The sequence below is a fragment of the Zavarzinia aquatilis genome, assembly GCF_003173035.1.
Classification (GTDB): domain Bacteria; phylum Pseudomonadota; class Alphaproteobacteria; order Zavarziniales; family Zavarziniaceae; genus Zavarzinia; species Zavarzinia aquatilis.
Genome location: NZ_QGLE01000002.1, coordinates 365,242 through 390,677 on the forward strand (window position 1 = coordinate 365,242; position 25,436 = coordinate 390,677).

Consider the following 25,436-nt stretch of genomic DNA (forward strand, 5'->3'; position numbering starts at 1 on the left):
GAGGTTCCGTCTTCAACCGATGAAACTGCCGCGGTCGACGTTGAGCATCTGGCCGGTGATATCGGCCGCCCCGTCGGAGGCGAGGAAGAGATAGGCGGGCGCGACCGCCGCGGGCTGCATCATGCCGGGGATCGGCTGGGCGCCCAGATAACGCTCGACCAGTTCGGGCACGGGAATGCCGAGTTCCGCCGCCTCGGCCCGGATCGTCCACATGGAACCTTCGGTCTCGACCCAGCCGGGGCAGACCGCGTTCACCGTGATGCCCAACGGCCCGAGTTCCATGGCGAGGGAGCGCATGAAGCCGGCGACCGCATGTTTCGAGGCGGCATAGCCCGAGAAGCCGGCGGCCCCGGTGCGGCCCCAGATCGACGAGGTGACGATGATCCGCCCACCCCGCGTCATCAGCGGCAGCGCCGCCCGCGTGACGTAATAGGTGCCGAGGACATTGACGGAAATGCAGCGCTCGAAGGCGGCGTCGCTCGCTTCGGTCGCGCCGCTTAGCGGGGTCATGGGCTGGAAGCCGGCGTTGTTGATCAGCACGTCGATGGCGGGCAGCGCACCGATGGCGGCATAGACGGCGGCGCGGTCGGCGATGTCGCATTTCAGCGCGCGGACCGGCCGGCCGCAGGCGGCCGCGACCTCGGCCCCGGCGGCGTGGATCGCCTCGTTCTCGGCCATCAGGGTGAGATCGGCGCCCGCCGCCGCGAAGGCGTGGGCGATGGCGAGGCCGATGCCCATGCTGGCCCCGGTGATCACGACATGGCGGCCGGTGAAATCATGGGCGGTCATTTCAGCCTCGGTAACGGGTCAGGCGGAGGGCGATCAGGCTGGTGCCGATTGTGGCGACCAGCACCAGCGAGCCGAGGGCGTTGATGCTGGGATCGAGCGCCTTGCGCAGCATGCCCCAGATCATGGTCGGCAGGGTCATGCCGCCGCCGATGGTGAAATAGGTGATGATGAAATCGTCGAGCGAGACCGCCATCGCCATCAGGGTCGCGCCGATCAGGGTCGGCCGGATGATCGGCAGGATCACGGTGCGGAAGATCGTCCACGAGCCGGCGCCGAGGTCACGGGCGCTGTCGACGATCGCCATGTTGAAGCCGGCCATCTGGGCATAGACCACCAGAATGACGAAGGGCTGGGTGAAGACGAGATGGCTGGGGATCACCGTCGAAAGGCCGAGCGGCAGGCCGAGGGACGAATAGCCGGTGGCGAGCGCGAGAGCGAGCACGAGCGGCGGCAGCATGATCGGCAGGGTGATCAGGGCGATCACGCCATTAGCGAGCTTCGGCCCCGAGCGGGCGAGCGCCATGGCCGCCAGCGTGCCGGCGATCATGGAGACGAGACCGACGGACAGGGTGACGATGGCGCTGTTGCCAAGGGCCTTCCAGAAATCGGCGTTGTCGAACAGCACGCCGTACCAGTGCAGCGTGGCACCGCCCGGCGGGAAGGTCGCATTGGCATTTTCCGCCAGCGAGAAGAAGACGACGAGGACGAGCGGCGAGAGCATGAACACCAGCACCGCCGCGCCGAAAGCGGTCCAGGCCGCCTGCGCCTTGGCCGCCATCTCAGCGCCCCCACTTGGGCGTCAGCGCCCGGCCGAGCAGCCAATGCGCGGTGACGAGCACGATGCCGCAGGCCAGCAGCGTCGTGAACGCCAGCGCGGCGCCCATGGGCGCGTTCATCCGCCCGACGAAGAGATTTTCGATGAAATTGCCGACCATGAAGGTCTCGGGCCCGCCGACCAGCCGGGGCGTCACATAGTCGCCGGCCGGAATCAGGAAGGCGAGGGAGAAGGCGGAGAACAGGCTGCCCCGGCACTGCGGCAGGACGATGTCCCTGGTGATCTGCCAGGGCTTCGCGCCGAGATCCCGCGCCGCCTCCAGCGGGGCTTCGGAGACGCCGCGCAGACCCGCGAGAATGGGCAGCAGGGCGAAGGGCAGCATGAAATGAACGAGGGTGATCACCACGGCGGCCGGGCTGTAGAGCAGCCAGGAAATCGGCTCGTCGATCAGGCCGAGGTTGATCAGCAGCAGATTGACGCTGCCCTGCGCGCCCAGCATCGCCTTCCAGGCATAGATCTTCACCAGATAGCCGCCGAACAGGGTCGCCAGCGCCGACAGCAGGATGATCTGACCGAACAGACCGGAGCGAAAGCGGATCAGATAGGCGATGGCGAAGGCGAGCGCGGTGGTGATCAGGGCGATCACGAGGGCGATCACAAGCGTGAAGCCGAGGGCGTGGAGATAATCGCCGAAGACATCGGCGTAATTCGACAGGGTGAAATCCGGGGTTAGCCGGTAACGCTTGATGCGCCAGAAGGTGACGACCAGCAGATAGGCCATGGGCAGGGCGAAGAACAGCCCGAAGATGGTCAGCGCCGGGGTCAGGCCGAGACCCCGGCGCAGGGCGGGCGACAGGCTCATGGCGCGACCACGCTGCAGGCCGCCGCCGGCAGGCCGAGGGTAGCCGTGCTGCCCATCGGGGGCGGCGCCGCGCCTTCGGCGCCCGAAGGACGGTGCACCGTGACCGCCGTGCCGTCGGCGAGCGTCACCACGAGGCGGAGGTAGGGCCCCATGAAGCGGCTTTCCGTCACCGTGCCGGCAAGTGTCAGCGGCCCGTCGCCGGCAAGGGCGATATCGTCCGGCCGGATGACCACGAGGACGGGACCGTCCGGCCCCGGCGACGGCAGCCGTCCGCTGCCGATCTCGACCTCGCCACCCTTCCGCACCGCCGACAGCATGTTGGCGTCGCCGATGAAGGAGGCGACGAAACGGCTGGCCGGGCGGCGGTAGACATCCTCGGGCGTGCCCTGCTGGACGATGCGCCCTGCCTCCATGACGACGATCCGGTTGGCGAGGTCGATCGCCTCGCCCTGATCGTGGGTAACGAAAATGAAGGTGCCGCCGATTGCCCTGTGCAGGGATTTCAGCTCGTCCTGCATCGCCTTGCGCAGCTTGAGGTCGAGCGCGGCCAGCGGCTCGTCGAGCAACAGGATCGAGGGCCGCATGACGAGGGCGCGGGCGAGCGCGACGCGCTGCTGCTGCCCGCCCGAGAGGGCCGCCGGCAGCCGGTCGGCGACCGCGCCCAGATGGACGAGGTTCAGCATCCGGACGACGTCGAGGTCGATCTGTTCGGGGTCGCGCCCGGCGATCTTGGGGCCATAGCCGATGTTCTGGGCCACGGTCATGTGGGGGAACAGGCCGTAACCCTGGAAGACCATGTTGGTGTTGCGCTTCTCGGGGCCGAGGGCGGTCACATCCTGGCCGCCGATCTCGATGGTGCCGGTGCTGGGCGGCAGGAAGCCGCCGATCATGCGCAGCAAGGTGGTCTTGCCGCAGCCCGACGGCCCGAGCAGGGCGACGAAATCCCCCCGCTCGACATCGAGGTCGAGCGGGTGAACCGCCTGGGTTTCGCGATAGTTCTTGGAAATATTCCGCAGACGCAGCAGGGGATCGCTCATCCGGTCAGGCCTTGAGCACCTTTTCCCAGGCTTCCTGGTAATCGTCCCAGATCGCGTATTCGCCGTCCTCGTCGAGCGGATACATTTCCATCACCAGGGTCTTCCTGGTGAAGTAACCTTCAAGGTCCGTATAGTCGTAGAGCGCCTTGTTGGCGGCCCCCGCCTTCTCCATCGCCTCGCTCGTCACCACGGGGATCGAGCTGAGGTCGGCGCCGGCGATCTGCCCCTCGAGCGAGAGGGCGTTGTTGATCAGGGCGTGCGCCTCGGCCGACTTGGCCGAGCCCTTGCCGATGGCATAGCCTTCGATGAAGCCGCTGCTGCCTTCCTTGGGATAGGCGACCTTCACCGTGGTGCCGTCGCCGATCCAGGTGGAGACCGGCTCCCAGCCCTGCGAGATGACGATTTCCTTGTTCACATACATATTGATCAGGTCGCCGTAGGACGGGGCGATGGCCTTCAGGTGCTTCTTCTTCAGGGTGATCAGCAGATCGGTCGTCTTGGCCAGTTCGTCGCGGGTCATGTGGTGCGGGTTGGCGATGCCGAGCACCCGGGCCATGGCAAAGATATTGCCCTGATAGTCGGCGGTGATCGCCGCCTTGCCCTTGTATTCGTCCTTCATCAGGTCGGCCCAGGAGGTGGGCGCCGCGATCTTCGTGCTGTCGTAGAGCATACAGATCGAGCCGAAGGTGAAGGGACAGGCATACCAGGTGCCGTCCGTCGTCATGTTGCTTTCGGCAAACTGCTTGATGGTCGGATGCAGCTTGGCGAAATTGGGGATCTGCGCGAGATCGAGCGGGGCCAGCAGGCCTTCCGCCGCGAGGAAGTCGTCATTGACGAAATAGGGCGTGCAGACGTCGACCGCGCTGCTGTCGAGGCGCAGCTTGGTGATGATCTCGTCGGTCGAGGAAATCAGCGTCTTCTGCAGGGCATAGCCCTTGGCCTTGTCGAATTCGCCGCCGGTCAAGAAGGTGTCGTAGCCTTCCCAGCCGATATAGTTGATGTCGGTCGCCGCCGCAGCCTTGCGCATCCCGCCGAAGCCGAGCGCCCCCGCGGCACCGAGCGCCGCCGCGCCGCGCAGCATGTCGCGCCGGCTGAGGTTGAAATAGCGGCGAACGCGCAGGATTTCGTCTTTGCTGCTCATGGTACTCTCCCTCGGAAGGTTACGCCGTCTCTGCCGCCATTACGCCCGTCCAGCTTCGGCGCGGGAGTGCTGCGGTGCAACAACGGTTTGTTTTCGACGTGTAAAAGGACACTTTGACCGGGCCGCTCAGTCGCGCACCCAGACCCGGTCGTCGGCATAGGCCACCTCGCCCGGCCCCGCCGCCAGCGCCCGCCACAGCCGTGCCTGGAAGCCGAGATAGGTCATGCTGTTGGGGGCGATGTTGTTGCCGTCGAAGATTTCGCGGTGCAGTTGCGGCAGGCGATGGAACGGCACGCCGGGGAAGGCGTGGTGCGCCGTGTGATACTGCATGTTCCAGCAGATCAGCCGCATCAGGGCATTGGTCCGCGTCGTCCGCGTGTTCACCAGGATGTTCTGCTCGTGCGAGAGGCCGAGATGCTCGATCGTGTTCTGCATCTGGTGGACGAATTTGGTCAGCACCAGCGGCGCCAGCCAGTAGGTGACCGCCGCCCAGCTGCCGGCCGCGACCGAGGCGGCGGCGATCAGGGCATAACCGGCAAGATGCAGCCGCGCCTCGCGGATGACATCGGCCTTGCGCGCCTCGGGGATATAGGGCTCGGTCACCCGGCCGGCGGCCATGCGCAGGATGCGCGCGATCCGTGTGTACCAATAGGACGGGCCGAAGAACCACATGAGGTAGGAGAGAAGCGTATATCTCGGCCGGGCCAGTTCGCCGTCCTTCGCCCAGTCCTGGGTGTGACGATGGTGGGCGGTGTGCTGGATCAGGTCGAAATCGCGCGGGTAGATCATCAGGAAGCCGATCAGCCGGCCGAAGACTTCGTTGAGCGGGCGTGTACGAAACACCGTCCAGTGACAAAGCTCGTGCTGACCCGCGTAAAGGAAATTCAGCAGGATGCCGTGGACAAGAAACACCGGCACCACCGCCCAAGTCCCTTGCGTGAGATAGAGCAGCCAGCCACTGATCCCGATGGCGCCGAAATGACCGCACAACTGGATGGCGCCCTTGACGTTGGAACGCGCACTCAATTCATGAAGACGGCCGGGCTTTATCAAATTCGTGCGAACGAATACTTCTTCCATGGACGCGGTACCCTGTAATCGTTCTGAATTGAATCAACGATCACCCGGATGGTGCCCTGCAACAGATACCGGTGGTGACAAGTTCAGTTGAGGATTCCGTCAAGCGACGGCGGAGGCGGCGACCGAGGGTGGACAAAGCGGCGCCGGCGCTTCACCTTGCCCGCCATCGACCCGCCCGATCCCGCCGAGCCTGCCGCCCCATGACCACGCCTACCACCGACGATCTGGTTGCCCGGCACTACGAGGCCCTGCCCTACCCCAGCCGCAACCCGCGCGACGAGGCGAAGCGCCTGATCGAAGGCAGCCCCAGCGCCTTGCCGGAGATGCGCCACTGGATTTTCGGCGGACGCCTGCCGGCGCGCCCGCGCGTGCTCTTCGCCGGGGGCGGCACCGGGGACGGCTGCATCATGCTGGCCCAGCAACTGGCCGATGCCGGGATCGCGGCGGAGATCACCCATCTCGACATGTCGGTGGCGGCGCAGAAGGTGGCAGCCGAGCGGGCGGCGGTGCGCGGCCTCGACATCCGCTTCGTTTCAGGATCGCTGCTCGAGGTCGAGCGGCTGGCGCCCGGGCCTTACGATTACATCGACTGCTGCGGCGTGTTGCACCATCTGGCCGAGCCGGCGGCGGGCCTTGCCGCCCTGCGCGCGGTACTGGCGCGGGGCGGCGGCATGGGCCTGATGGTCTATGGCCGGATCGGGCGCAGCGGCGTTTACGACATGCAGGATGTCTTCCGCCTGCTGGCGCCGGAGGGCGATGCGCCGGCCGCGCGCCTCTCCGTCGCCAGGCGCCTGCTGCCCGCCCTGCCCGGCACCAATCGCCTGCGCCGCAACGACGCCGTCACCGACCACATTCAGGGTGGCGATGCCGGCATCTTCGACCTGCTGCTGCATTCGCGCGACCGCGCCTATGATGTCGAGGCGTTCGTCGCCCTGATCGAGGATGGCGGCCTTGGCCTCGCCAGCCTGATCGAGCCCGCCCGCTACCAGCCCGAGACCTATCTGGTCGATCCGACCTTGCGCCGGCTGGCGGGCGAACTCGACCCGCGCGGCCGCGCCATGCTGGCGGAGCGGCTATCCGGCAATATCGCCCGCCATGTCGCCTATGTCGTTCATCCGGATCACGAGGCACTGCCGCCCGATCCGCTGGATGTCGACGCGATCCCGGTGTGGTCGCGCACCGACGGGGCGCAGATGGCGGCGGCCATGGGCGGGGACCGGGTCCTGAAATTGACCCTCGACGGTCTGGCCTATCGCTTTCCCCTGCTCCAGGCGGCGCCCGCCATCGCGCGCGCCATCGACGGCAAGTCCAGCGTTGGCGAAATCGCCGCGCGGGTGAAGATTCAGGGTTTCGAGCGGGCCTGGCCCGCCACTTTCGCCGTGCTGAACGGGATCAGCCGGCTGTTCCTTCGTCGCGCTTGAACTTGTGGCCATAGATGAACCACAGGTTCCGCGCATAGATGACGAGGCCACCGGCCTGGCCGGCGATGAACACCGGGTCTTCCCGGTGGATGGCATAGCCGAGCAGGACGACGCCGCCGCCGATGGAGAAGAACCAGAAGGCGACCGGCACCAGGCTCTGCTTCGCCTTTTCGCTGGCGATCCACTGCACGACGAAGCGCATGGTGAAAAGCGCCTGTCCGGCGAAGCCGATGATGATCCACAAGGTCGTGTCGTTCACGATGCACTCCGGGGGGCGAAGATGCGGCGCCTTATAGCCGGAATTGGCTGCCGTGTCCCCTGCCTTAACTGCCCGGGCTGGCCAGCCAGACATCGGCGCTGGCGGCCCGGCCGCTGGCGTCGAGCACGGTGACGCTGGTCCGGCCGATGCCATCCGGCTGCCATTCGGCCTGACGGCGGAAGGCGGTGGTGGCGATGGGCCGGCCGTTCACCAGGAAGGTCAGGGGCATGGTGCCGCCGCTTGCCCGCAGCAGCACGGTGGACAGCGTGCCGTCGGGAAGGCGCGGCACCTCGATGGTACTGCCGTCGAGCGGCGCGGCGAGGCGCAGGGTGTCGCGCCCGGCGGCGATGGCGGAGACATCGCCGCCCCGGCGCGGCCGCAGGCGCTTCAACCCGGGCGGCAGTTCCGACTGGCTGGCGACCAGCGTGCCGGGCGGCGGCGGTGGGCGGCGCAGGGCGTCCGGCCCCGGCGGCGGCAGCATGGAGAAGGCGGCGAAGACGAGGGGCGCGGCAGCATCGCGCCCCATGCGCCCGGGCGAGAAGGACCCGTCCGGCCGCCCAACCCAGACCCCGACGGTATAATCCTTGTCGTAGCCAATGGCCCAGGCATCGCGGAAACCATAGGACGTCCCAGTCTTATAGGCGATCTGCCGCCCGTCCGAGGTCGCTTCCCCGGGCAGGAGATGGGGCGGCGGCGGCGTGTCGCGCAGGATCGACGAGACCTGCCAGGCAGCGGAGGCGGACAGGAGCGTGGCCGGCACGCCCGCCTCGTCGTGGATGCGATCGCGCAGCGGCAGGGCGCGGCCGCCGTCCGCGAGCGCGGCATAGAGCGTGACCAGATCGCGCAAGGTGACGCCGACACCGCCGAGGGCGATGGGCAGGCTGGGTTCCGCCCCCGGATCGGGCAGGCGCAGGCGCACGCCCACGCCCGCCAGCCGGGCGGCGAAGCGGCGCGGCCCGACGAGATCGAGCACGGCGACGGCGGGAATGTTGAGCGAAAGCTGAAGCGCCTCCGCCAGCTTCACCTCGCCCCGGTAGAGCCGGTCGAAATTCTTCGGGGCATAGCCGCCGAAATGGGTCGGCCGGTCGACGACGATGGTTTCCGGGTGGCACACCAGTTCCTCGAAGCCCATGCCATAGATGAAGGGTTTCAGGGCCGAACCGGGGGAACGCACGGCCATGGTCATGTCGATGGGGCCCGCCCGCCGCCGGTCGAAATAGCCGGCGGAACCGACGCTGGCGACCACCCGCCTTCCGTCGTTGGCGACGACGAGAATGGCGATATTGGCCGTCGCCTCGAACTGGGCGACGCTGCGCGCGGCGAGGTCTTCCAGCTTCTGCTGCAGGTCGCGCTCGATGGTGCTGGCGATGACCGAGGCACCGGGATCGGCCATGTGCAGCCGCTCGGCCAGATGGGGCGCGAAGAAGGGCGCGGGCAGCCGGGCGACCGGCACCTCCTCCTCCATCGCCTCGCGGGCGGCGGCCTCGGTGATGACGCCGGCGGCGGCGACCCTGGTCAGCACCTCGTCGCGCATCTGCCGGGCGACATCCTCGTGGCGGTCGGGGCGGCGCCGTTCGGGCGATTGCGGCAGGGCGACCAGCAGCGCCGCCTCGGCATCGGTCAGATGGTCCGGCTCCTTGCCGAAATAGAACAGCGAGGCCGCCCGCACCCCTTCGAGATTGCCGCCATAGGGCGCGAGGGTGAGATAGAGACCGAGGATATCGTCCTTCGACAAATACCATTCGAGCTGCAGCGCCCGCGCCATCTCGATCAGCTTGGAGCCGAAGGTGCGCGGCCGCGGCTCGATCAGGCGGGCGGTCTGCATGGTCAGGGTCGAGGCGCCGGAGACGATGCGCCCCGACAGGAGCGCCTGCCCCGTCGCGCGCAGCACGGCGATGGGATCGACCCCCCAGTGATCGGCGAAGCGCCGGTCCTCATAGGCGGTGAGCATGGCGAGATAGCGGGGATCGACATCGACCGGCCGCGCGGTAAAGCGCCAGCGCCCATCCCCGGTCTGAAAGGCACGCAGGGGTTGGCCGCCGGCATCGAGGACGATGGTCGAGCGTGCGGCGACGAGATCGAGCGGCAGCGGATAGAGCCGGTCAAGCAGGATGGCGGCAGCCATCAGAGTGACGGCGGCGACACCTGCGCAGAAAGCCAGCCGGCGCCACCCGCGCCCGAAGTTCAACCGCTTCATCCGTTGCCTGTCGCCCAAACCGCCGGCCCGCGCCGACAGGGGCCAGATAAGCACGGGGAAGGCCCCGAGGCGATGGCGTCGATCACATCAAGGGCTGGGGCCAAAAATAAAAAGAGGCCACACCCGCCCATCGGCGCGGTGTGGCCCCCAGCCGGTTACGGCCTGGAATTCAATGAGTGGGCAGACGACTGATCTCGTCCTTGATGCGCAGCTTTTCGCGCTTGAGCTTGGTGATCACCGCCGGATCCGGCATCGGCCGGTGGGCCTCGGCCTCCAATTCCCGGTCGATCGACGCATGGCGTTGGGACAGGCTGCTTGCGCGTGCTTCAAGGCTCATTCGCACATCCTCCCTTCAAGTCACGGGACTGACATGAAAGCACATGGGGATGGCATCGTCAGCCGTCAATGATGGATGCAGCGCATTGATTCGATGCCGCATCGCACCATGTTCCAAAACCGTTGACCCGGCCCGTCTCTGCCCCCACCCTCCGCCCTCGAAACCGTCGAGAAAGCACCGCTGGACCATGGCTGCGCCCGCTTCCCAGAAACCCCGGATGATCGTGGGCATTTCCGGCGCCTCGGGCGTCATGCTCGGCATCCGCCTGCTCGAGCAGCTGCGCGCCCTCGATGTCGAGAGCCATCTGGTGATGACGAAGGCGGCGGAAATGACCCTCGCCTATGAGACCGATCTGAAGGTGGCGGATGTCCATGCCCTCGCCGACGTGGTCTATCCGGTCGCCGATATCGGCGCCGCCATTGCCTCGGGCAGTTTCCGCACCCTCGGCATGGTGATCGCGCCCTGTTCGATCCGCACCCTGTCGGAAATCGCCACCGGGGTAACCTCCAGCCTGATCAGCCGGGCGGCCGATGTCGTGCTGAAGGAGCGGCGCCGTCTCGTCCTCATGGTGCGGGAGACGCCGCTGCACCTCGGCCACCTGCGCACGATGACCGCGGTCACCGAAATGGGCGCGGTGGTGATGCCGCCGGTCCCGGCCTATTACGCCGAGCTGGAGACCATCGACGACGCGACGCGGCAGAGCGCCGGCCGCGTCCTCGACCTGTTCGATCTCGATTCGGCGCCGGTGCGGCGCTGGGGCGAGGCGAGCCGGCCGCGCGTCCGGCCCCGGCCGCGCCCCCCCGCGGCAGGCCCGCGCAAGAGCAAGGCCAAGTAGCTCACAATCCCGCCAGCAGCACCCCGGCCCCCGTGACGCCATAGGCGGCGAGACTGGCCGCGGCGATTTCGGGCGCCGGGCGGGAATCGCGCCCGAGCCGCGGCGCGGCGGCCAGCATCTGGCGCTGTGATTCGCGTTCCAGATCCAGTTCGGCCGCCTTGGCCGCGGCATATTCGGGACCTCCCGCCGCCTTCAGGGCGCGGCGGCGCGCCCGCGCCGGCAGCAGCGCCCATTGCCGGAAGGGCGCGGCCGCGCGCTCCACCGCAGCGATTTCCGTTGGCGAAAGCGGCCGAAACCCTTGCCCGGCGAGGAAAACCAGTAGCAAAACGAGGTTCACGTCCCGCCCCAGCCGGTCCTGCAGATCGAGGCAGAAGGCGGCGACGCCGGGGCGATCGTAACAGGCGATCGACCAGCGCCAGAATTCCGCCGCGCCCGGCCCGTCAGAAACATTCATGGTCGCGCCCAGACATGGTATAAAGCCCCTCTTTCCGGTGTGGGGATCGCGGCGCGCATGGTGGACGAGGAAGAGCTTCAGCGAAAGCTGACCGAATTGATGCAGGAACACCGTGACCTTGATGCCGCCATCGACGCTCTCATCGCCACACCGCCCTTCGATCAGATTCAGGTGCAGCGCCTGAAAAAGCGCAAGCTGCAGCTGAAAGACCTGATCCTGAAGATCAACAGCCAGCTCCTGCCCGACATCATCGCCTGACAGGCTTCATCCATGACCTCCCCTTCTCCCGTCGTCGGCATCATCATGGGCAGCCGGTCGGACTGGCCCACCATGATTCATGCCGCCGAAACCCTGGCCAATCTCGGCGTGCCGCATGAGGTGAAGGTGGTTTCCGCCCACCGCACGCCCGAGCGCATGTTCGATTACGCCAAGGGCGCCAAGGCCCGGGGTCTGAAGGTGATCATCGCCGGGGCCGGCGGCGCCGCCCATCTGCCGGGCATGGCCGCCTCGCTGACCAGCCTGCCGGTGCTGGGCGTGCCCGTCGAAAGCCACAGCCTGAAGGGCCAGGATTCGCTGCTGTCGATCGTGCAGATGCCGGGCGGCGTGCCCGTCGGCACCCTCGCCATCGGCAAGGCGGGGGCGATCAACGCCGGCCTGCTGGCGGCGTCGATCCTCGCCCTGTCGGACCCGGTGCTTGATGCCCGTCTGGTCGAATTCCGCCGCCGCCAGACCGAAAGCGTGCCGGAGACGGCGGAGTGAGCACCAGCCCCAAGCCGGCCCCGCTGACCGCAGCGGCCCTGCCGCCGGGCGCCACCCTCGGCATCCTGGGCGGCGGCCAGCTCGGCCGCATGATCGCCATCGCCGCCGCCAATCTCGGCTACCGCTGCCATATCTTTGGCCCGGAGGCCGATCCGCCGGCCGGCCTCGTCGCCGCCGCGACCACCATCGCCGCCTATGAGGACGAGGCGGCGCTGGCCGCCTTCGCCGACGCGGTCGACGCCATCACCTATGAATTCGAGAATGTGCCGGCGGCCACCGTCGAATTCCTCGCCGCGCGGAAACCCGTGCGGCCGGGCGCCAAGGCCCTCGCCGTCGCGCAGGACCGGATCGCCGAAAAGACCTTCGCCAACGACCAGGGGGCGGAAACCGCGCCCTTCCGCGCCGTCGACGACCGCGCCGGGCTCGATGCCGCGGTCAAGGCCCTCGGCCTGCCGGCCGTGCTCAAGACGCGGCGCTTCGGTTACGACGGCAAGGGTCAGGCGATCATCCGCACAGTGGACGATATCGAGGCCGCCTTCGCCGCGATGAAGGGCCAGCCCGCCATTCTGGAAGGCTTCGTTCCCTTCACGGCCGAGATTTCGGTGGTGGCAAGCCGCGGTGTCGCCGGTGATGTCGCGGTGTTCGACCCGGTCGAGAACCGCCACAGCCACCATATCCTCGACGTCACCATCGCGCCGGCCCCGGGCCTGTCGCCCGCCCTCGCGCTGCGGGCGCAGACCATCGCCCACGACCTGCTGATCGCGCTCGATTACGTCGGCGTGCTGGCGATCGAATTCTTCGTCACTGGCGATGGCCGCCTGCTGGTCAATGAAATGGCGCCCCGGGTGCATAATTCCGGCCACTGGACCATCGAAGGGGCGGAGACCAGCCAGTTCGAGCAGGCGGCACGCGCCGCCCTCGGCCTGCCGCTGGGCTGCCCGATAAGGCGCGGCCGTTCGGTCATGCTGAACCTGATCGGCGACGATGCGCGCGCCTGGGGCCGGCTGCTGCTGGCCGAGGGCGCGCATCTTCACCTCTATGGCAAGGCAGAGGCCCGGGCCGGCCGCAAGATGGGCCATGTCACCCGGGTGCTGACCGACGATACCCCGGCCGAAGCCGCCATCGCCTCCCTGCGCCGGGCCATCGCCGGCGCCTGATCCCGCGTCAGCCGAAGGCGGCCAGGTCCCCGGCATCGTCGAGGGCCTGCGCCTGCGCGAGGCTGTCGCCGATGGCGATCAGGATCGGCTCGTCAAGGCCGAGGGTGGCCGCGCCTGCCGCGAGCCCGTGGAGCGGCCCGGCCCAGCGCGCCTCGGTCGGGCGCGAGACGGCGCAGACCGCGACCGCGGGCGTTACCGCCGGCAGGCCCGCGCCGGTCAGGCGGGCGACCATGTCCGCCACCGTCCGTCCGCCCATGTAGATGACGAGGGTGGTGCGGGGATCGGCCAGCCCCTGCCAATCCAGCGTGTCCGGCAGGGTGCCGTGGCGCGAATGGCCGGTGACGAAGCGCACCGACTGGGCGTGATCGCGATGGGTAAGCGAGACGCCGAGGGCCGACGCCATGGCGAGGGCGGCGGTGACGCCCGGGATCACCTCGACCGCGATGCCCTCGCGGCGCAGACGCTCGATCTCCTCGCCGGCGCGGCCGAAGATCATGGGATCGCCGGATTTCAGGCGCACCACATGCTTGCCCTTGCGGGCGAATTTCACCATCAGGTCGTCGATATCCTGCTGCCGGCAGGAGGCCCGGCCGCCACGCTTGCCGACGGCGAGGCAGCGCGCCTTCTCGTGCACCAGGTCGAGAATGCCGTCGCCGACGAGATCGTCGAACAGCACGACATCCGCCGCCTGCAAGGCCTTCACCGCCTTCAGGGTGAGAAGGTCCGGATCGCCCGGCCCCGCCCCCACCAGGGTGACCCGGCCCGGACCGTCGGACGGGTGGCCCGCCGCGCGGCCGCCCTTCAGCAGGGTGACGTCAACCGGCTTTCGCTGTGGCGCAGGCATCAATCAACCTCCCGATTTCCATGCGGCACGAGCCGCAGTTGGTTCCCGCCTTCAGGCACGCGCCGACGGCGTCGATGGTCCGGGCGCCGGCCTTGGCCGCCGCCACGATCTGGTTCACGCCGACCGAGAAACACGAACACACGATGGCGCCCGGATCGGCCCCGGCTTCCCCGCCCCGCCCGGCGAGCAGGCGCAGGCGCTCCGCCCCGTCGAGGCGCTGGCCCAGCCGGCCGATGAGCCAGCCCCGCGCCGTCTCCACCGGCCCGGGCGCGATGAACAGGGCGGCGACGAGCCGGCCGCCCTCGAACACGGCGAAACGGTGGGCGCCATGGGCCGTGTCCCGATAGGCGAGGATTTCGGCTTCCGGCCCCGGCGAGACCAGATGGGTGACCATCTCCCGCCAGTCGTCCGGATCGACGCTGCCGGCGATTTCGGCGCGGTAACCGCCCTCGCAGGGCGCGACCGCCCAATAGTCGAAGTCGTGAACCTGCGGCCGCGCCGCGCTGACCAGGAAACCGTGCCAGCCGGCTGCGAAGCGGCGCACGGATACGGGCGTCGACTTCGACGCGGGCTGGCCCGACACGGGATCGACCCGGGGCGCCACCAGCGCGTCGACCCGCGACAGCGAGGCCTGCTGGCCGGTCCAGTGAATGGGCGCGAAGACCGAACCGGCCTGTTGGCGCTTGGTGATCAACACGCGCAGCAGCGCGCGGCCGTGATCGCTCTCCACCCATGCGAGGTCGGCGGCGCCGAGGCCGAGGGTGCGGGCATCGTCCGGATGGACTTCGACGAAGGGTTCCGCGTAGTGGCTGGTCAGACGCGCGGTCTTGCCCGTCCGCGTCATCGTGTGCCACTGGTCACGCACCCGGCCGGTGTTCAGGACGAAGGGGCGTTTCGCGGTGGTACGCGCGAGGGGCGCGCGCCACGGCGTCGCCACGAAACGCGCCCGCCCGTCGGCGGTGAAGAAACGGCCGTCGGCGAAGAAACGCGCGCGGGCCGGCCGGCCGGCCGGTTGCGGCCACTGGAATGGCGCGAGGGCATCGTAACCCGCGTCGTCGATTTCGGCATGGGCGCCGATATCGAAATCGCGCCGCCCATCGTTGCCATAGGCCGAGAGCGCGGCATGTTCGCGGAAGATCGCGGCGGGACCGTCCCAGTCGAAACCGGCATGGCCCATGCGCCGCGCGACCTCCGCCATCTGCCACCAGTCGGGTTTCGCCTCGCCCGGCAGGGGCAGGAAGGCGCGCTGGCGCGAAATGCGGCGTTCGGAATTGGTGACCGTGCCATCCTTCTCGCCCCAGGCGGCCGAGGGCAGCAGGACATCGGCAAAGCGCGTGGTATCGGTCGCGCGGACGACATCGGAGACGACGACGAAGGGACAGGCATCGAGGGCGGCGGCCACGCCGTCGGCATCGGGCAGGCTGGCGACCGGATTGGTCGCCATGATCCACAGCGCCTTGATACGGCCGTCGCGCACCGCCTCGAACAGCTCGACCGCCTTCAGGCCCGGGCGTTCGGCGATACGCGGGGCATCCCAGAAACCGCGCACCAGGGCGCGGTGGTCGGCATCGCCGATTTCCATGTGGGCGGCGAGCTGGTTGGCGAGGCCGCCGACCTCGCGCCCGCCCATGGCGTTGGGCTGGCCGGTGACCGAGAACGGCCCCATGCCCGGCCGGCCGATGCGCCCGGTCAGAAGATGGCAGTTGACGATGGCGTTCACCTTGTCGGTCCCGGTGGCCGACTGGTTGACCCCTTGGGAATAGACCGTGACCACCCGCTCGGTCGCGGCGAAGAGGCGGAAGAAATGCTCGACCTCGGCGGGATCGAGCCCGGTCCAGCGCGCGGTGGTGCGAATATCCGCGCCGGTTGCCGCCGCCAGCGCCTCGACGAGGCCATTGGTATGCGCGGCGACGAAAGCTTCGTCGACCTGGTGAACCCCGGCGAGGTGAACGAGAAGGCCGTTGAACAGCGCGACATCGCTGCCCGGCGCGATCGACAGATGCAGGTCGGCGAGTTCGCTGGTCGCGGTGCGCCGCGGGTCGATGGTGACGACACGCAGCTCCGGCCGCGCGGCCTTGGCCGCGGCCAGGCGCTGGAACAGCACCGGGTGGCACCAGGCGAGGTTGGAGCCGACGAGGACGACGAGATCCGCCTGTTCCAGGTCTTCGTAAGTGCCGGGCACCGTATCGCTGCCGAAGGCGCGCTTGTGCCCCGCAACCGAGGACGCCATGCACAGCCGGCTGTTGGTGTCGATGTTGCCCGAGCCGATGAAGCCCTTCATCAGCTTGTTGGCAGCATAATAATCCTCGGTCAGCAATTGGCCCGAGACATAGAAGGCGACGGCATCCGGCCCGTGTTCCTCGATCGCCGAGAGGAAGCGGCGGGCGACATGGTCGAGGGCACTATCCCATGTCGCCCGCACACCACCGACTTCCGGGGCCAGAAGCCGGTCTTCGAGGCCCAGGGTTTCCCCCAGCGCCGAGCCCTTGGAACACAGCCGGCCGAAATTGGCCGGATGGTCCGGATCGCCCTTGATGGTGACGCGGCCATCCGCCTGCGGCGAGGCGAGAACGCCGCAGCCGACCCCGCAATAGGGACAGGTCGTGCACGTCACCCCGGACATTACAGGGTGCCCCCGATGCGCAGACGCACGCGGCCGTCGACGACCTCGACCGGCACCTTGTGGGCGCAGCCCTCGTCCGCGCCGCGGGCGCGGCCGGTTTCGAGGTCGATCACCCAGTTGTGCAGCGGGCAGGTCACCCCCGTGTCATGGACGATACCCTGACTGAGGGGACCGCCCTTGTGCGGGCAATGATCGTTCAGGGCGAAGACGCGGTCGTCGGCGGTGCGAAACACCGCGATGTCGCCGCCCGGCGCCTTCACCACCCGGGCACCGCGCCGGGGGATGTCGGCGACGGCGCAGATATCGGTCCACATCGGCATCATGGCATTCATCACTCGGCCGCTTCCTGGGGCATGAAGGGGGTCAGGGGGTTGAATTCATGGGCATCGACACCGGAGACCCGCTCGGCCCAGGGATCGACCTGCGCGAAACGCTGGGCGTGCAGGAAGCGGGCGGCCAGGGCCTTGCGCTTGTCCACGTCGTCGATGACCTGGGCGCGGATGGAGTCGTTGCCGACCCGCTTCGCCCATTTGTAGATACGCTCGAGGTAACGCGCCTGCTCGCGGTAGGCCTGGGTCAGGGCGAGGATGATTTCCACCGCCTCGTCCTCGCTGCCCGCGTGGCCGAGGGCTTCCGTCCCCTTGATATCGAGGCCGGCGGCCCCGGCGAACAGGATATCGTAACCCGAATCGACGCAGATGACGCCGATATCCTTGCAGGTCGCCTCGGCGCAGTTGCGCGGGCAGCCCGAGACGCCGAGCTTCACCTTGGCCGGGGTCCAGGCGCCCCACATCACCCGCTCCAGCCGGATGCCGAGGCCGGTCGAATCCTGGGTGCCGAAGCGGCACCATTCCGAGCCGACGCAGGTCTTCACGGTGCGCAGGGCCTTGCCATAGGCATGGCCCGAGACCATGCCCGCGGCGTTCAAGTCGGCCCAGACCGCCGGCAGGTCTTCCTTCTTCACGCCGAGGAGGTCGATGCGCTGGCCGCCGGTCACCTTCACCGTCGGGATGGCGAATTTGTCGACCACATCGGCGATGGCGCGCAGCTCGGTGGCGGAGGTGACCCCGCCCCACATGCGCGGCACCACCGAATAGGTGCCGTCTTTCTGGATGTTGGCGTGGACGCGCTCGTTGATGAAGCGCGACTGGCCGTCATCGACATAGTCGCCCGGCCAGGCGCAGAGCAGGTAATAGTTCAGCGCCGGCCGGCACTTGGCGCAGCCGCAGGAGGTTTTCCATTCCAGCTCCTGCATGACGGCGGGCACCGACTTCAGGCTCTTGGCCAGGATCAGGCGGCGGACGTCGTCATGGCCAAGGTCGGTACAGGCGCAGACCGGCTGCACCGCCGCCCGGGCGAATTTGTCGCCCAGCGTCAATTGCATCAACTGCTCGACAAGGCCGGTGCAGGAGCCGCAGGAGGCGGACGCCTTGGTGTGGGCCCGCACCTGATCGAGGCTGGTCAGGCCCTTCTCGACGATGGTGCCAGTGATCTTGCCCTTGCACACGCCGTTGCAGCCGCAGATCTCCGCCTCATCCGGCAAGGCTGCAACGGCCGCCATAGGGTCCAGGGGGGTGCCCCCGGCGAAGCTCTGGCCAAAGATCAGGGTGCCGCGCATGTCGGTGATCGGCGTCGCCTTCTTCAGCAGGTCGAAGAACCAGCCGCCATCCGCCGTCTCGCCATACATGACGGCGCCGATGATGCGCTCGTCCTTGATGACGAGGCGCTTGTAGATGCCGCGCGCGGCATCGCGCAGGACAATTTCCTCGCGCCCCTCGCCCTCGGCGAAATCGCCGGCCGAGAACAGGTCGACGCCGGTCACCTTCAGCTTGGTCGAGGTGACCGAGCCTTCGTAGGCCGCCGTCGCGTCGCCCGCGAGCTGCGCCGCCAGCACTTTCGCCATGTCGAACAGGGGCGCGACCAGGCCATAGCATTGGCCCCGGTGCTCGACGCATTCGCCGACGGCGAAGATGTCGGCATCGTCCGTGCGCATGTGATCGTCGACCAGCAGGCCCCGATTGACGGCAAGGCCGGCGCCCTTGGCGAGGGCGGCGTTCGGCCGGATGCCAACGGCCATGACGACGATGTCCGCCGGGATTTCGCTGCCATCGTCGAGGCGGACGCCGGTCACCTTGTCCTCGCCCAGGATCGAATGGGTATTGGCGCGGCAGATCACGCGGATGCCGCGCGCTTCCATCGCCTGCTGCAGCAGATAGCCGGCGGCGGGGTCGAGCTGACGCTCCATCAGGGTCGGCATCAGGTGGAGGACGGTCACCTCCATGCCGCGCATCTTCAGGCCGGCCGCCGCCTCGAGGCCGAGCAGACCGCCGCCGATGACGACCGCGCTGCCGCCCGTCTCCGCCGCCGCCAGCATGGCGTTCACGTCGTCGAGATCGCGATAGGCGACGACGCCGGGCAGCTTGTGACCGGGCACCGGCACGATGAAGGGGCTGGAGCCGGTGGCGATCACCAGTCGGTCGTAAGGGGTCACGCTGCCGTCGCGCGCGGTCACGGTATGGGCCGCGCGGTCGATGGCGACGATCTCGCCACCCTTGACGAGGTCGATGCCGCGCGAGGCATACCAGGCGTCGTCATGGGTGACGATCTGCTCGAAGCTCTTCTCGCCCGACAGCACGGGGGACAGCAGGATACGGTTGTAGTTCACCCGGGGCTCGGCCCCGAAGACGGTGATCGCATAGGCGTCGGGGGCGGCCTCGGTCAGATGCTCCAGCATCCGGCCAGCGGCCATGCCGTTACCGACGACGACGAGACGGGCGGTCATGTCAGGCGGCCTCCACCTTGTTGAGCGCGTGACGGGCGTAGAGGAATTCCATGACGGCGGTGCGGGCCTTCACATAGGTCGGGTTGTCCGCAAGGGTCAGGCGGTTGCGCGGACGCGGCAGCTCGATGGTCAGGATCTCGCCGATGGTGGCGGCGGGGCCGTTGGTCATCATCACGATGCGGTCGGACAGGAGCACGGCCTCGTCGACGTCATGGGTGATCATGATCACCGTGTTGCCGAGACGGGCCTGAATCTCCATCACCTTGTCCTGCAGCTGGGCGCGGGTCAGCGCGTCGAGCGCGCCGAAGGGTTCGTCCAGCAGCAACACCTTGGGTTCCATGGCGAGCGCCCGGGCGATGCCGACGCGCTGCTTCATGCCGCCCGAAATCTCGCCGGGCTTGCGGTCGACCGCGTGGGACATGCCGACGAGGGCGAGATTGTGCAGCACCCAGTCGCGCCGCTCGGCCCGGCTCTTGGTCTTGCCGTGAACCTTGTCGACCGCCAGCTTCACATTGTCGTAGACCGACAGCCAGGGCAGCAGGGAATGGTTCTGGAACACCACCGCCCGCTCCGGCCCCGGCTCGGAGACTTCCTTGTCCTCGAGCAGGATGGCGCCGGTCGTCGTCTCGAGGAGGCCGGCGACGAGGTTCAGCAGGGTGGACTTGCCGCAGCCGGAATGGCCGATGATCGAGATGTATTCGCCCTTCTCGACCTTCAGGTTCACGTCGCGCAGGGCGACATAGGGGCCGCGGTCCGTGTCGAAGGAGACGCCGACCTGTTCGATGGAGAGATAATTGGCCATGATCCGCGCCTCCTTCAGGACTTGACGTTGCCGGCGACGAGGTTGCCAAGGGCGCCGATCAGCCGGTCGAGGATGTAGCCGACGATGCCGACCGCGATCAGGGCGACGATGATTTCGCTGATCAAGGAGGAATTCCACGCATCCCAGATGAAGAAGCCGATGCCGACGCCGCCGATCAGCATCTCGGCCGCGACGATGGCGAGCCACGAGAGGCCGATGCCGATGCGCAGCCCGGTGAACATGAAGGGCACGCTGGCCGGCAGCATGATCTTGAAGAAGAATTCCGGCCCCGACAGGCGCAGCACGCGGGCGACATTGCGATAGTCCTGCGGGATGTTGCGGATGCCGACAGCGGTGTTGAGGATGATCGGCCAGACCGAGGTGATGGCGATGACGAAGATCGCCGACGGATTGGCCGCCTGGAACGCGGCGAGCGACAGGGGCAGCCAGGCGAGCGGCGGCACCGTGCGCAGCACCTGGAAGATCGGATCGAGCCCGCGGAAGGCGAGGCTGGACTGGCCGATGAGGACGCCGAGCGAAATGCCGACGACGGCGGAGATCAGGAAGCCCTCGGCGACCCGGGAGAGGCTGGCGGTGATCTGCCAGAACAGGCCCTTGTCGGTGCCGCCATTGTCGAAGAAGGGATCGGAGATCAGATCCCAGGTATCGGCGATCACCTGGCTGGGCGCCGGCAGGGGCGCGTTGCCGCCCCGGCACAGCAATTCCCACAGCCCGATCAGCAGCGCGAGCATCACGAGGGGCGGCAGCGCCGCCGCCAGCCGGCGACGCAGCCAGCGCAGCACGGCCGCGCGGTCGAGGGTGGGGAGACGACCGGACAGGCCGGCGAGAAATTTAGGCATGGGTTCGGTCCGCACGGTCATGGCACGCGCCCCTTCCGGTCAGGCGGCCTTGATGGCCAGGCTGGCCAGATAGGCAGCAGGGTTTTCAGGGTCGAAGGTCTTGCCGTCGAAGAAAGTCTCGACGCCGCGCGACGTGCCGGCCGGCAGGTCGGTAACGCCGAGGGTCTTGGCCGCATCGCGCCACAGGTCCTCGCGGTTCACCTTGGCGATGGTCGCCTTCAGGTCGAGATCGGCCGGCTGGTAACCCCAGCGGATATTCTCGGTCAGGAACCAGAGGTCGTGGCTCGGATAGGGATAGGAGGCGTGATTGGCCCAGTATTTCATGATGAAGGGGCTGTCGGTGACCGAGCGGCCGTCGCCATAGTCGATCTCGCCCTTCGAGCGGCCGAGGATGTCCTCGACCGGCACCTTGAAATAATCGCGGCCGCCGATGATGGCGCACATCTCTTCCTTGTTTTCCATCTTGTCGCACCACTGCGCGGCTTCCTGCACCGCCATCAGCATGGCCTTGGCCGCCTTGGGGTTGGCGTCGACCCAGTCGGCGCGCATGGCGAAGGCCTTTTCCGGGTGGTCGGCCCACAGTTCGCCGGTGGTGAAGGCGGTGAAGCCGATGCCCTGACGCACGAGCTGGGCATTCCACGGCTCGCCGACGCAGAAGGCCTCCATCGTGTTCACCTTCATGTTGGCGACCATCTGGGGCGGCGGCACGACGATGGTCGAGACATCCTTGTTCGGGTCGATGCCATTGGCCGCCAGCCAGTAGCGCATCCACAGGTCATGGGTGCCGCCGGGGAAGGTGACGGCGCATTTCACTTCCTTGCCCTCGGCCTTGGCCTTGGCGAAAGCGTCCTTCAGCGCGGTGGCATTGGTGGTCACGCCCATGCCCTTGTAGGCGGCGGCGACCGAGATGCACTGGCCGTTCACGTTGAGACGCGAGAGGATATACATGGGAACCGGCACATTCCCCTTGGTCACCTTGCCGGTCGAGATCAGGTAAGGCATCGGGGTAAGGATATGGGCACCGTCGATGCCGCCGCCGGCCGAGCCCAGCTCGATATTGTCGCGGGTGGCGCCCCAGGACGCCTGCTTCTGCACGGCGACGTCGGTCATGCCGTATTTGGCGAAGAAGCCCTTTTCACGGGCGACGATCAGGGGCGCGGAATCGGTCAGCGCAATGAAGCCGAGCGTCGCCTTCGGCGTCTCGGGCCCCGAGGTCTCGGCGAAAACGCCGGCCGGGAAGGCGCTGTTCACCGCGCCGAACAGGGCGGCGGTCGCGCTGGTCTTCAGCACATTGCGACGGGTGATCCCCTTGGATACGAAGCTGCTCACCTGCTGTCTCCCCAAAAACGTGAAGCCGAAACGAAAAAAGCCGCGCGACAGAACCCGTGAGACCATTGAGGTCTTGAGACTGTCGGCGGCGGTGCCGGTGGGCCCATCGCTGGACCCGGATATGAATGAGGTGCCCTGAGGCTATGATCTTCGTGCGTTACGTCGCCGGGTGAATAACCGCCCGGGTTCCCTCGCTGCGAAGCCGGCGGCCGTCGTTGGCACTGCCGGGGATCGGGCCATCGTTGGCCCTGTGATCAGTTTTGCAGAAACCGTGCCAAACTGGGACAATCCAGAAAAATTATTATATATCAATGGCTTGAAAAACACTGCCGGAACCGTCGGGGTTCCGGATTGACGCGATTTTGGCCAAATGCCTGTTCAAAAATTGTGCAGTGCGATGATTTTATATCCCTCAGCCTTCCTGCGGCCCGGGCCCCTTGATCTCGAACCCGGCGACGTAGTCCCCGATCAGATCGGGATCGAAGACCTTGCCGTCGAAGAAACCGTCCGGCCCGAGGAACAGACGCCCGTCGGCGGTGGCGACCGGGGTTTCCATGGTCAGCGTGCCTTCGACCTTGGCGCTGGCATTGGGCAGGGCGACGCCGAGCGGACCGAGCGCCTTGCGGTAGAGATCGGGCCTGATGCTGCGCCGGGCGATGTCGAGCGTCGCCGGGGTCAGCTCGATCTGGCCCCAGCGCGCCATCTGGCTGAAGAACCACAGGCCGTGGCTGATCCAGGGGAAGGTGGCGGCGCGCTTGGCGAAATAGCGGAAATCGGGCACCGCCTGCGGCTGGCCGTCGCCGAGGGCGATGCGCCCGGTGACCCCCGCCAGCATGGCCGAGGGCGCGACGTCGAGATAGCGCGACGAGGACAGAAGCTCGACCAGTTCGGGCGCGTTCTTCGGCGCGTCGCACCACAGCGAGGCGCGGTGCATGGCGCGCAGCAGGGCGGAGAGGGCTTCGGGATTCTGCTCCGCCCAGTCGGCGCGGGCGCCCAGCACCTTTTCCGGGCTGGATTTCCAGATCGCCGAGGTCGTGGTGACGATATGGCCGACACCGGCGACGACCGAGGCGCTATTCCACGGCTCGCCCACGCAATAGCCGTCGATATGGCCGCCGGCCAGGGCGTCGGACATATAGGGCGGCGGCACCACGGTCAGCGTCACGTCGGTGCGCGGGTCGATGCCGCAGGCGGCGAGCCAGTAGCGCAGGTAGTAGTTATGGCTGGAGAAGGGATGGACGACGGCGAAGGTCAGGCGCGACTGGCCCCTGCGCCGGCGCTCCGCGACCACGGCGCGCAGCGCCTCGCCCATCCGTTTCGGATCGCCGCTGTTGTCGGCGCCCGCGAGGCTCATGCCGTACCAGACCGCGTTGGACACGGTGATCGCATTGCCGCCGAGGCCAAGACACATGGGCGTGATCACCGCCCCGCCGAAGGGCGTGAGCCCGAGGGAGGCGGCGATGGGCATGGGCGCCAGCATGTGGGCGACATCGAAATGGCCGAGGGCGACCCGGTCGCGGATGCTGGCCCAGGAACTTTCCTGCACGAGGACGAGGTCGATCCCCTCCTCCTCGGCGAAGCCCTTGATCCGGGCGAGGATCAGGATGGCGGCGTCGAGCAGCGGGATGAAGCCAGCGCGAATGGTCACGGTGGGGCGGGATGCGGTCATGGCTTGCCTCCCGACAGCAGATCGGCTGCGGTCAAAACACTTTGGGCAACTTCGGCGATACGGCGATTCTCGTTCATGGCGGTGCGGCGCAGGAGGGCATGGGCCTCGTCCTCGCCGATGGCGCGCAGGCGCATGAGGACGCCCTTGGCCCGGTCGATCACCTTCCGCTCCTCGAGGGCGCGCTTGGTGCGGTCCAACTCCTCCCTCATGCGGGAGAAGGCGTTGAAACGGCTGATCGCGGTATCGAGGATCGGCTTCAGCCGCTCCTTCTTCAGGCCGTCGACGATATAGGCGGAGACGCCGGCATCGACCGCCGCCTCGATCATGTCGCGGTCGGAGCGGTCGACGAACATGGCGATCGGCCGGCTGATCGCCCGGCTGACCTGGAACATGTGCTCGAGCACGTCGCGATTGGGATTCTCGAGGTCGATGAAGACGACGTCCGGGTCGGCATCGACGATGGCCCGCACCATGGGCCGGCTGTCGGCGATCACGCGGACATTGGCATAGCCCGCCTCACGCAAGCCCTCCTCGATGACGGACGCCCGGATCCGGTTCTCGTCGATGACCAGAATCTTGATGTCGGCATCTACCATCGCACGTCGTCACCCCGGGCGGCCGGAGTCGATTCAGGCCGCCTTCAGGGTCGATGGTTGCAGTGCGGCAATCAATTGGCAACAAGGCCAATGACGGCGTCACTCCGAGGGACAGAAGCCGAACAGTTCCTCTGCGCTCAGGCTGCCGCCGCGGTCGGTATCCAGCCGGTCGAAGCGGCTCTTGACCCTGGCTTCCAGCTCGCCCTTGTCGACCCGGAAATCGAGCCCGGTATCGGCCGCCATGATCGGGTCGGGCTGGCCGCGCAGGCCGGAATCGAGGCGGCCGGCGGCGCGGCCGCCTTCGTCTTCCGGGGAGCCGCCGCGATGCTTGCCGCCGGTGGGGGCCGCGTCGTCCTGCGACCCGCCGGGTTGCCGCTTCAGCCTGCGATCCGCATAGGCATCGGGCGCGACGCGCTCGCGCCAGGCCTCGATCTCGATCGGGGTCGCGAAACCGTCGCGGTTGGTGTCGATCTCGGCCAGCAGCCGGTCGGCATCGGCCAGGGCCTCGGCGAGGGACAGAGAACCGTCCCTGTCGGCATCGGCCGTGGACAGCCAGGCCCCGAGCAGGGCCGGACAATCGGCCTGACCGCCATCGGACAGGGGCCGGCCGGCCAGCGTCGTCACCGGCGCCTCCGGCGGCGGCCGGCGGTCGGCCATGCCCGGCGGCGGGCCGCGTCGGCTCGGGACATCGTCGTCGGCACAGGCGGCAAGGCCGCCTCCTGCAGCGAGGGAAAGCAGAAGAAGGGTCGCGGTCGTCCGGACGGTCATGGCGCTCTCGCAAGGCAAAAGACCCCGGCCGCGGGGCCGGGGTCGCAATGTAAGTCGGAG

Annotated in this window: 25 protein-coding genes; 5 read left to right on the plus strand and 20 right to left on the minus strand. The window is 67.9% G+C overall.

The features are described 5' to 3' along the window. Window positions 1–12 precede the first annotated feature (12 nt). The 6 genes from DKG74_RS05160 to DKG74_RS05185 form a co-directional block, all read right to left on the minus strand. The gene (locus DKG74_RS05160; protein WP_109903317.1) at window positions 13–789 is read right to left on the minus strand and encodes an SDR family NAD(P)-dependent oxidoreductase; all 777 of its coding nucleotides are present in this window, start codon (window positions 787–789) and stop codon (window positions 13–15) included. 1 nt (window position 790) lies between these two features. Beyond that, the gene (locus tag DKG74_RS05165; RefSeq protein WP_109903319.1) at window positions 791–1,567 is read right to left on the minus strand and encodes an ABC transporter permease; all 777 of its coding nucleotides are present in this window, start codon (window positions 1,565–1,567) and stop codon (window positions 791–793) included. A 1-nt stretch (window position 1,568) separates the two neighbouring features. Continuing rightward, window positions 1,569–2,426 carry an ABC transporter permease gene (locus DKG74_RS05170; RefSeq protein WP_109903321.1) on the minus strand — a complete coding sequence of 286 codons (858 nt, stop codon included), beginning with the start codon at window positions 2,424–2,426 and terminating at the stop codon, window positions 1,569–1,571. Further along, window positions 2,423–3,463: an ABC transporter ATP-binding protein gene (locus DKG74_RS05175; protein ID WP_109903323.1), complete on the minus strand. Its 1,041-nt coding sequence runs from the start codon at window positions 3,461–3,463 to the stop codon at window positions 2,423–2,425. Before DKG74_RS05175 ends, DKG74_RS05170 begins: the two co-directional genes overlap by 4 nt. 4 nt (window positions 3,464–3,467) lie before the next feature. Then, window positions 3,468–4,604 (minus strand): ABC transporter substrate-binding protein, encoded by a 1,137-nt coding sequence (locus DKG74_RS05180; RefSeq protein WP_109903325.1) that lies wholly within the window; start codon window positions 4,602–4,604, stop codon window positions 3,468–3,470. A 126-nt stretch (window positions 4,605–4,730) separates the two neighbouring features. After that, entirely contained in the window at window positions 4,731–5,630 is a 900-nt protein-coding gene (locus DKG74_RS05185; protein ID WP_207779240.1) for a fatty acid desaturase, read from the minus strand. A 254-nt stretch (window positions 5,631–5,884) separates the two neighbouring features. Here DKG74_RS05185 and DKG74_RS05190 point away from each other — a divergent pair, with 254 nt between their 5' ends. Further along, a complete protein-coding gene (locus DKG74_RS05190; protein WP_109903329.1) occupies window positions 5,885–7,105 on the plus strand; it encodes a class I SAM-dependent methyltransferase in 1,221 nt (406 codons plus the stop codon). Here DKG74_RS05190 and DKG74_RS05195 read toward each other — a convergent pair. The 3 genes from DKG74_RS05195 to DKG74_RS05205 all read right to left on the minus strand — a co-directional run bounded on the left by DKG74_RS05195 (window position 7,077) and on the right by DKG74_RS05205 (window position 9,898). Then, window positions 7,077–7,364 carry a lipid-A-disaccharide synthase N-terminal domain-containing protein gene (locus DKG74_RS05195; RefSeq protein WP_341475843.1) on the minus strand — a complete coding sequence of 96 codons (288 nt, stop codon included), beginning with the start codon at window positions 7,362–7,364 and terminating at the stop codon, window positions 7,077–7,079. The two genes, DKG74_RS05190 and DKG74_RS05195, sit on opposite strands and share 29 nt — an antisense overlap. 64 nt (window positions 7,365–7,428) lie before the next feature. Next, window positions 7,429–9,561 carry a penicillin-binding protein 1C gene (pbpC, locus tag DKG74_RS05200; protein WP_109903333.1) on the minus strand — a complete coding sequence of 711 codons (2,133 nt, stop codon included), beginning with the start codon at window positions 9,559–9,561 and terminating at the stop codon, window positions 7,429–7,431. A gap of 169 nt (window positions 9,562–9,730) precedes the next feature. Then, window positions 9,731–9,898 (minus strand): YdcH family protein, encoded by a 168-nt coding sequence (locus DKG74_RS05205; RefSeq protein WP_109903335.1) that lies wholly within the window; start codon window positions 9,896–9,898, stop codon window positions 9,731–9,733. A 217-nt stretch (window positions 9,899–10,115) separates the two neighbouring features. On the opposite strand from DKG74_RS05205, the gene DKG74_RS05210 reads away from it, so the two are divergent. After that, window positions 10,116–10,733 carry a UbiX family flavin prenyltransferase gene (locus DKG74_RS05210; RefSeq protein ID WP_341475844.1) on the plus strand — a complete coding sequence of 206 codons (618 nt, stop codon included), beginning with the start codon at window positions 10,116–10,118 and terminating at the stop codon, window positions 10,731–10,733. A gap of 1 nt (window position 10,734) precedes the next feature. Here DKG74_RS05210 and DKG74_RS05215 read toward each other — a convergent pair whose 3' ends face one another. Further along, a complete protein-coding gene (locus DKG74_RS05215; protein WP_109903339.1) occupies window positions 10,735–11,187 on the minus strand; it encodes a TIGR02444 family protein in 453 nt (150 codons plus the stop codon). A gap of 57 nt (window positions 11,188–11,244) precedes the next feature. Here DKG74_RS05215 and DKG74_RS05220 point away from each other — a divergent pair, with 57 nt between their 5' ends. The 3 genes from DKG74_RS05220 to DKG74_RS05230 are packed head-to-tail and all read left to right on the plus strand — an operon-like array spanning window position 11,245 to window position 13,103. Beyond that, a complete protein-coding gene (locus tag DKG74_RS05220) occupies window positions 11,245–11,445 on the plus strand; it encodes a YdcH family protein (protein WP_109903341.1) in 201 nt (66 codons plus the stop codon). 12 nt (window positions 11,446–11,457) lie between these two features. Beyond that, complete coding sequence (gene purE, locus DKG74_RS05225) at window positions 11,458–11,946, plus strand: 5-(carboxyamino)imidazole ribonucleotide mutase (RefSeq protein WP_109903343.1); 489 nt, start codon at window positions 11,458–11,460, stop codon at window positions 11,944–11,946. Further along, complete coding sequence (locus tag DKG74_RS05230; protein ID WP_243404029.1) at window positions 11,943–13,103, plus strand: 5-(carboxyamino)imidazole ribonucleotide synthase; 1,161 nt, start codon at window positions 11,943–11,945, stop codon at window positions 13,101–13,103. Before purE ends, DKG74_RS05230 begins: the two co-directional genes overlap by 4 nt. Window positions 13,104–13,110: 7 nt before the next feature. Here the strand turns inward: DKG74_RS05230 and cobA are convergent, their stop codons facing one another. The 10 genes from cobA to DKG74_RS05280 form a co-directional block, all read right to left on the minus strand. Next, complete coding sequence (gene cobA / locus DKG74_RS05235; RefSeq protein ID WP_109903345.1) at window positions 13,111–13,947, minus strand: uroporphyrinogen-III C-methyltransferase; 837 nt, start codon at window positions 13,945–13,947, stop codon at window positions 13,111–13,113. Next, on the minus strand, window positions 13,919–16,570 hold the full coding sequence (locus tag DKG74_RS05240; RefSeq protein ID WP_109903347.1) for a nitrate reductase: 2,652 nt from the start codon (window positions 16,568–16,570) through the stop codon (window positions 13,919–13,921). The genes cobA and DKG74_RS05240 overlap by 29 nt, the downstream gene beginning before the upstream one ends. Then, the gene (nirD, locus tag DKG74_RS05245) at window positions 16,570–16,893 is read right to left on the minus strand and encodes a nitrite reductase small subunit NirD (RefSeq protein WP_109903793.1); all 324 of its coding nucleotides are present in this window, start codon (window positions 16,891–16,893) and stop codon (window positions 16,570–16,572) included. Before nirD ends, DKG74_RS05240 begins: the two co-directional genes overlap by 1 nt. Window positions 16,894–16,901: 8 nt before the next feature. Continuing rightward, entirely contained in the window at window positions 16,902–19,352 is a 2,451-nt protein-coding gene (gene nirB / locus DKG74_RS05250; protein WP_109903349.1) for a nitrite reductase large subunit NirB, read from the minus strand. A 1-nt stretch (window position 19,353) separates the two neighbouring features. Further along, on the minus strand, window positions 19,354–20,154 hold the full coding sequence (locus tag DKG74_RS05255) for an ABC transporter ATP-binding protein (protein WP_109903351.1): 801 nt from the start codon (window positions 20,152–20,154) through the stop codon (window positions 19,354–19,356). Between the two features lie 14 nt (window positions 20,155–20,168). Continuing rightward, window positions 20,169–21,035, minus strand: coding sequence for a nitrate ABC transporter permease (gene ntrB / locus DKG74_RS05260; RefSeq protein WP_207779241.1), 867 nt, complete (start codon window positions 21,033–21,035; stop codon window positions 20,169–20,171). Window positions 21,036–21,053: 18 nt separating this feature from the next. Next, a complete protein-coding gene (locus tag DKG74_RS05265) occupies window positions 21,054–22,343 on the minus strand; it encodes a CmpA/NrtA family ABC transporter substrate-binding protein (RefSeq protein WP_243404030.1) in 1,290 nt (429 codons plus the stop codon). 412 nt (window positions 22,344–22,755) lie between these two features. Continuing rightward, entirely contained in the window at window positions 22,756–24,012 is a 1,257-nt protein-coding gene (locus tag DKG74_RS05270) for a CmpA/NrtA family ABC transporter substrate-binding protein (protein WP_109903355.1), read from the minus strand. Beyond that, window positions 24,009–24,608 carry an ANTAR domain-containing response regulator gene (locus DKG74_RS05275; RefSeq protein WP_109903357.1) on the minus strand — a complete coding sequence of 200 codons (600 nt, stop codon included), beginning with the start codon at window positions 24,606–24,608 and terminating at the stop codon, window positions 24,009–24,011. The genes DKG74_RS05270 and DKG74_RS05275 overlap by 4 nt, the downstream gene beginning before the upstream one ends. A 99-nt stretch (window positions 24,609–24,707) precedes the next feature. Beyond that, window positions 24,708–25,376, minus strand: a complete 669-nt coding sequence (locus DKG74_RS05280) for an EF-hand domain-containing protein (RefSeq protein WP_109903359.1) — start codon at window positions 25,374–25,376, stop codon at window positions 24,708–24,710. Window positions 25,377–25,436 lie beyond the last annotated feature (60 nt).

Excerpts from the sequence above, each read along its gene's own strand:
- DKG74_RS05160 (WP_109903317.1), bottom strand. The coding sequence starts at position 789 with ATGACCGCCCATGATTTCACCGGCCGCCATGTCGTGATCACCGGGGCC.
- DKG74_RS05165 (WP_109903319.1), bottom strand. The coding sequence starts at position 1,567 with ATGGCGGCCAAGGCGCAGGCGGCCTGGACCGCTTTCGGCGCGGCGGTG.
- DKG74_RS05170 (WP_109903321.1), bottom strand. The coding sequence starts at position 2,426 with ATGAGCCTGTCGCCCGCCCTGCGCCGGGGTCTCGGCCTGACCCCGGCG.
- DKG74_RS05175 (WP_109903323.1), bottom strand. The coding sequence starts at position 3,463 with ATGAGCGATCCCCTGCTGCGTCTGCGGAATATTTCCAAGAACTATCGC.
- DKG74_RS05180 (WP_109903325.1), bottom strand. The coding sequence starts at position 4,604 with ATGAGCAGCAAAGACGAAATCCTGCGCGTTCGCCGCTATTTCAACCTC.
- DKG74_RS05190 (WP_109903329.1), top strand. The coding sequence starts at position 5,885 with ATGACCACGCCTACCACCGACGATCTGGTTGCCCGGCACTACGAGGCC.
- pbpC (WP_109903333.1), bottom strand. The coding sequence starts at position 9,561 with ATGAAGCGGTTGAACTTCGGGCGCGGGTGGCGCCGGCTGGCTTTCTGC.
- DKG74_RS05205 (WP_109903335.1), bottom strand. The coding sequence starts at position 9,898 with ATGAGCCTTGAAGCACGCGCAAGCAGCCTGTCCCAACGCCATGCGTCG.
- DKG74_RS05210 (WP_341475844.1), top strand. The coding sequence starts at position 10,116 with ATGATCGTGGGCATTTCCGGCGCCTCGGGCGTCATGCTCGGCATCCGC.
- DKG74_RS05215 (WP_109903339.1), bottom strand. The coding sequence starts at position 11,187 with ATGAATGTTTCTGACGGGCCGGGCGCGGCGGAATTCTGGCGCTGGTCG.
- DKG74_RS05220 (WP_109903341.1), top strand. The coding sequence starts at position 11,245 with ATGGTGGACGAGGAAGAGCTTCAGCGAAAGCTGACCGAATTGATGCAG.
- purE (WP_109903343.1), top strand. The coding sequence starts at position 11,458 with ATGACCTCCCCTTCTCCCGTCGTCGGCATCATCATGGGCAGCCGGTCG.
- cobA (WP_109903345.1), bottom strand. The coding sequence starts at position 13,947 with ATGCCTGCGCCACAGCGAAAGCCGGTTGACGTCACCCTGCTGAAGGGC.
- DKG74_RS05240 (WP_109903347.1), bottom strand. The coding sequence starts at position 16,570 with ATGTCCGGGGTGACGTGCACGACCTGTCCCTATTGCGGGGTCGGCTGC.
- nirD (WP_109903793.1), bottom strand. The coding sequence starts at position 16,893 with ATGATGCCGATGTGGACCGATATCTGCGCCGTCGCCGACATCCCCCGG.
- nirB (WP_109903349.1), bottom strand. The coding sequence starts at position 19,352 with ATGACCGCCCGTCTCGTCGTCGTCGGTAACGGCATGGCCGCTGGCCGG.
- DKG74_RS05255 (WP_109903351.1), bottom strand. The coding sequence starts at position 20,154 with ATGGCCAATTATCTCTCCATCGAACAGGTCGGCGTCTCCTTCGACACG.
- ntrB (WP_207779241.1), bottom strand. The coding sequence starts at position 21,035 with ATGACCGTGCGGACCGAACCCATGCCTAAATTTCTCGCCGGCCTGTCC.
- DKG74_RS05270 (WP_109903355.1), bottom strand. The coding sequence starts at position 24,012 with ATGACCGCATCCCGCCCCACCGTGACCATTCGCGCTGGCTTCATCCCG.
- DKG74_RS05275 (WP_109903357.1), bottom strand. The coding sequence starts at position 24,608 with ATGGTAGATGCCGACATCAAGATTCTGGTCATCGACGAGAACCGGATC.
- DKG74_RS05280 (WP_109903359.1), bottom strand. The coding sequence starts at position 25,376 with ATGACCGTCCGGACGACCGCGACCCTTCTTCTGCTTTCCCTCGCTGCA.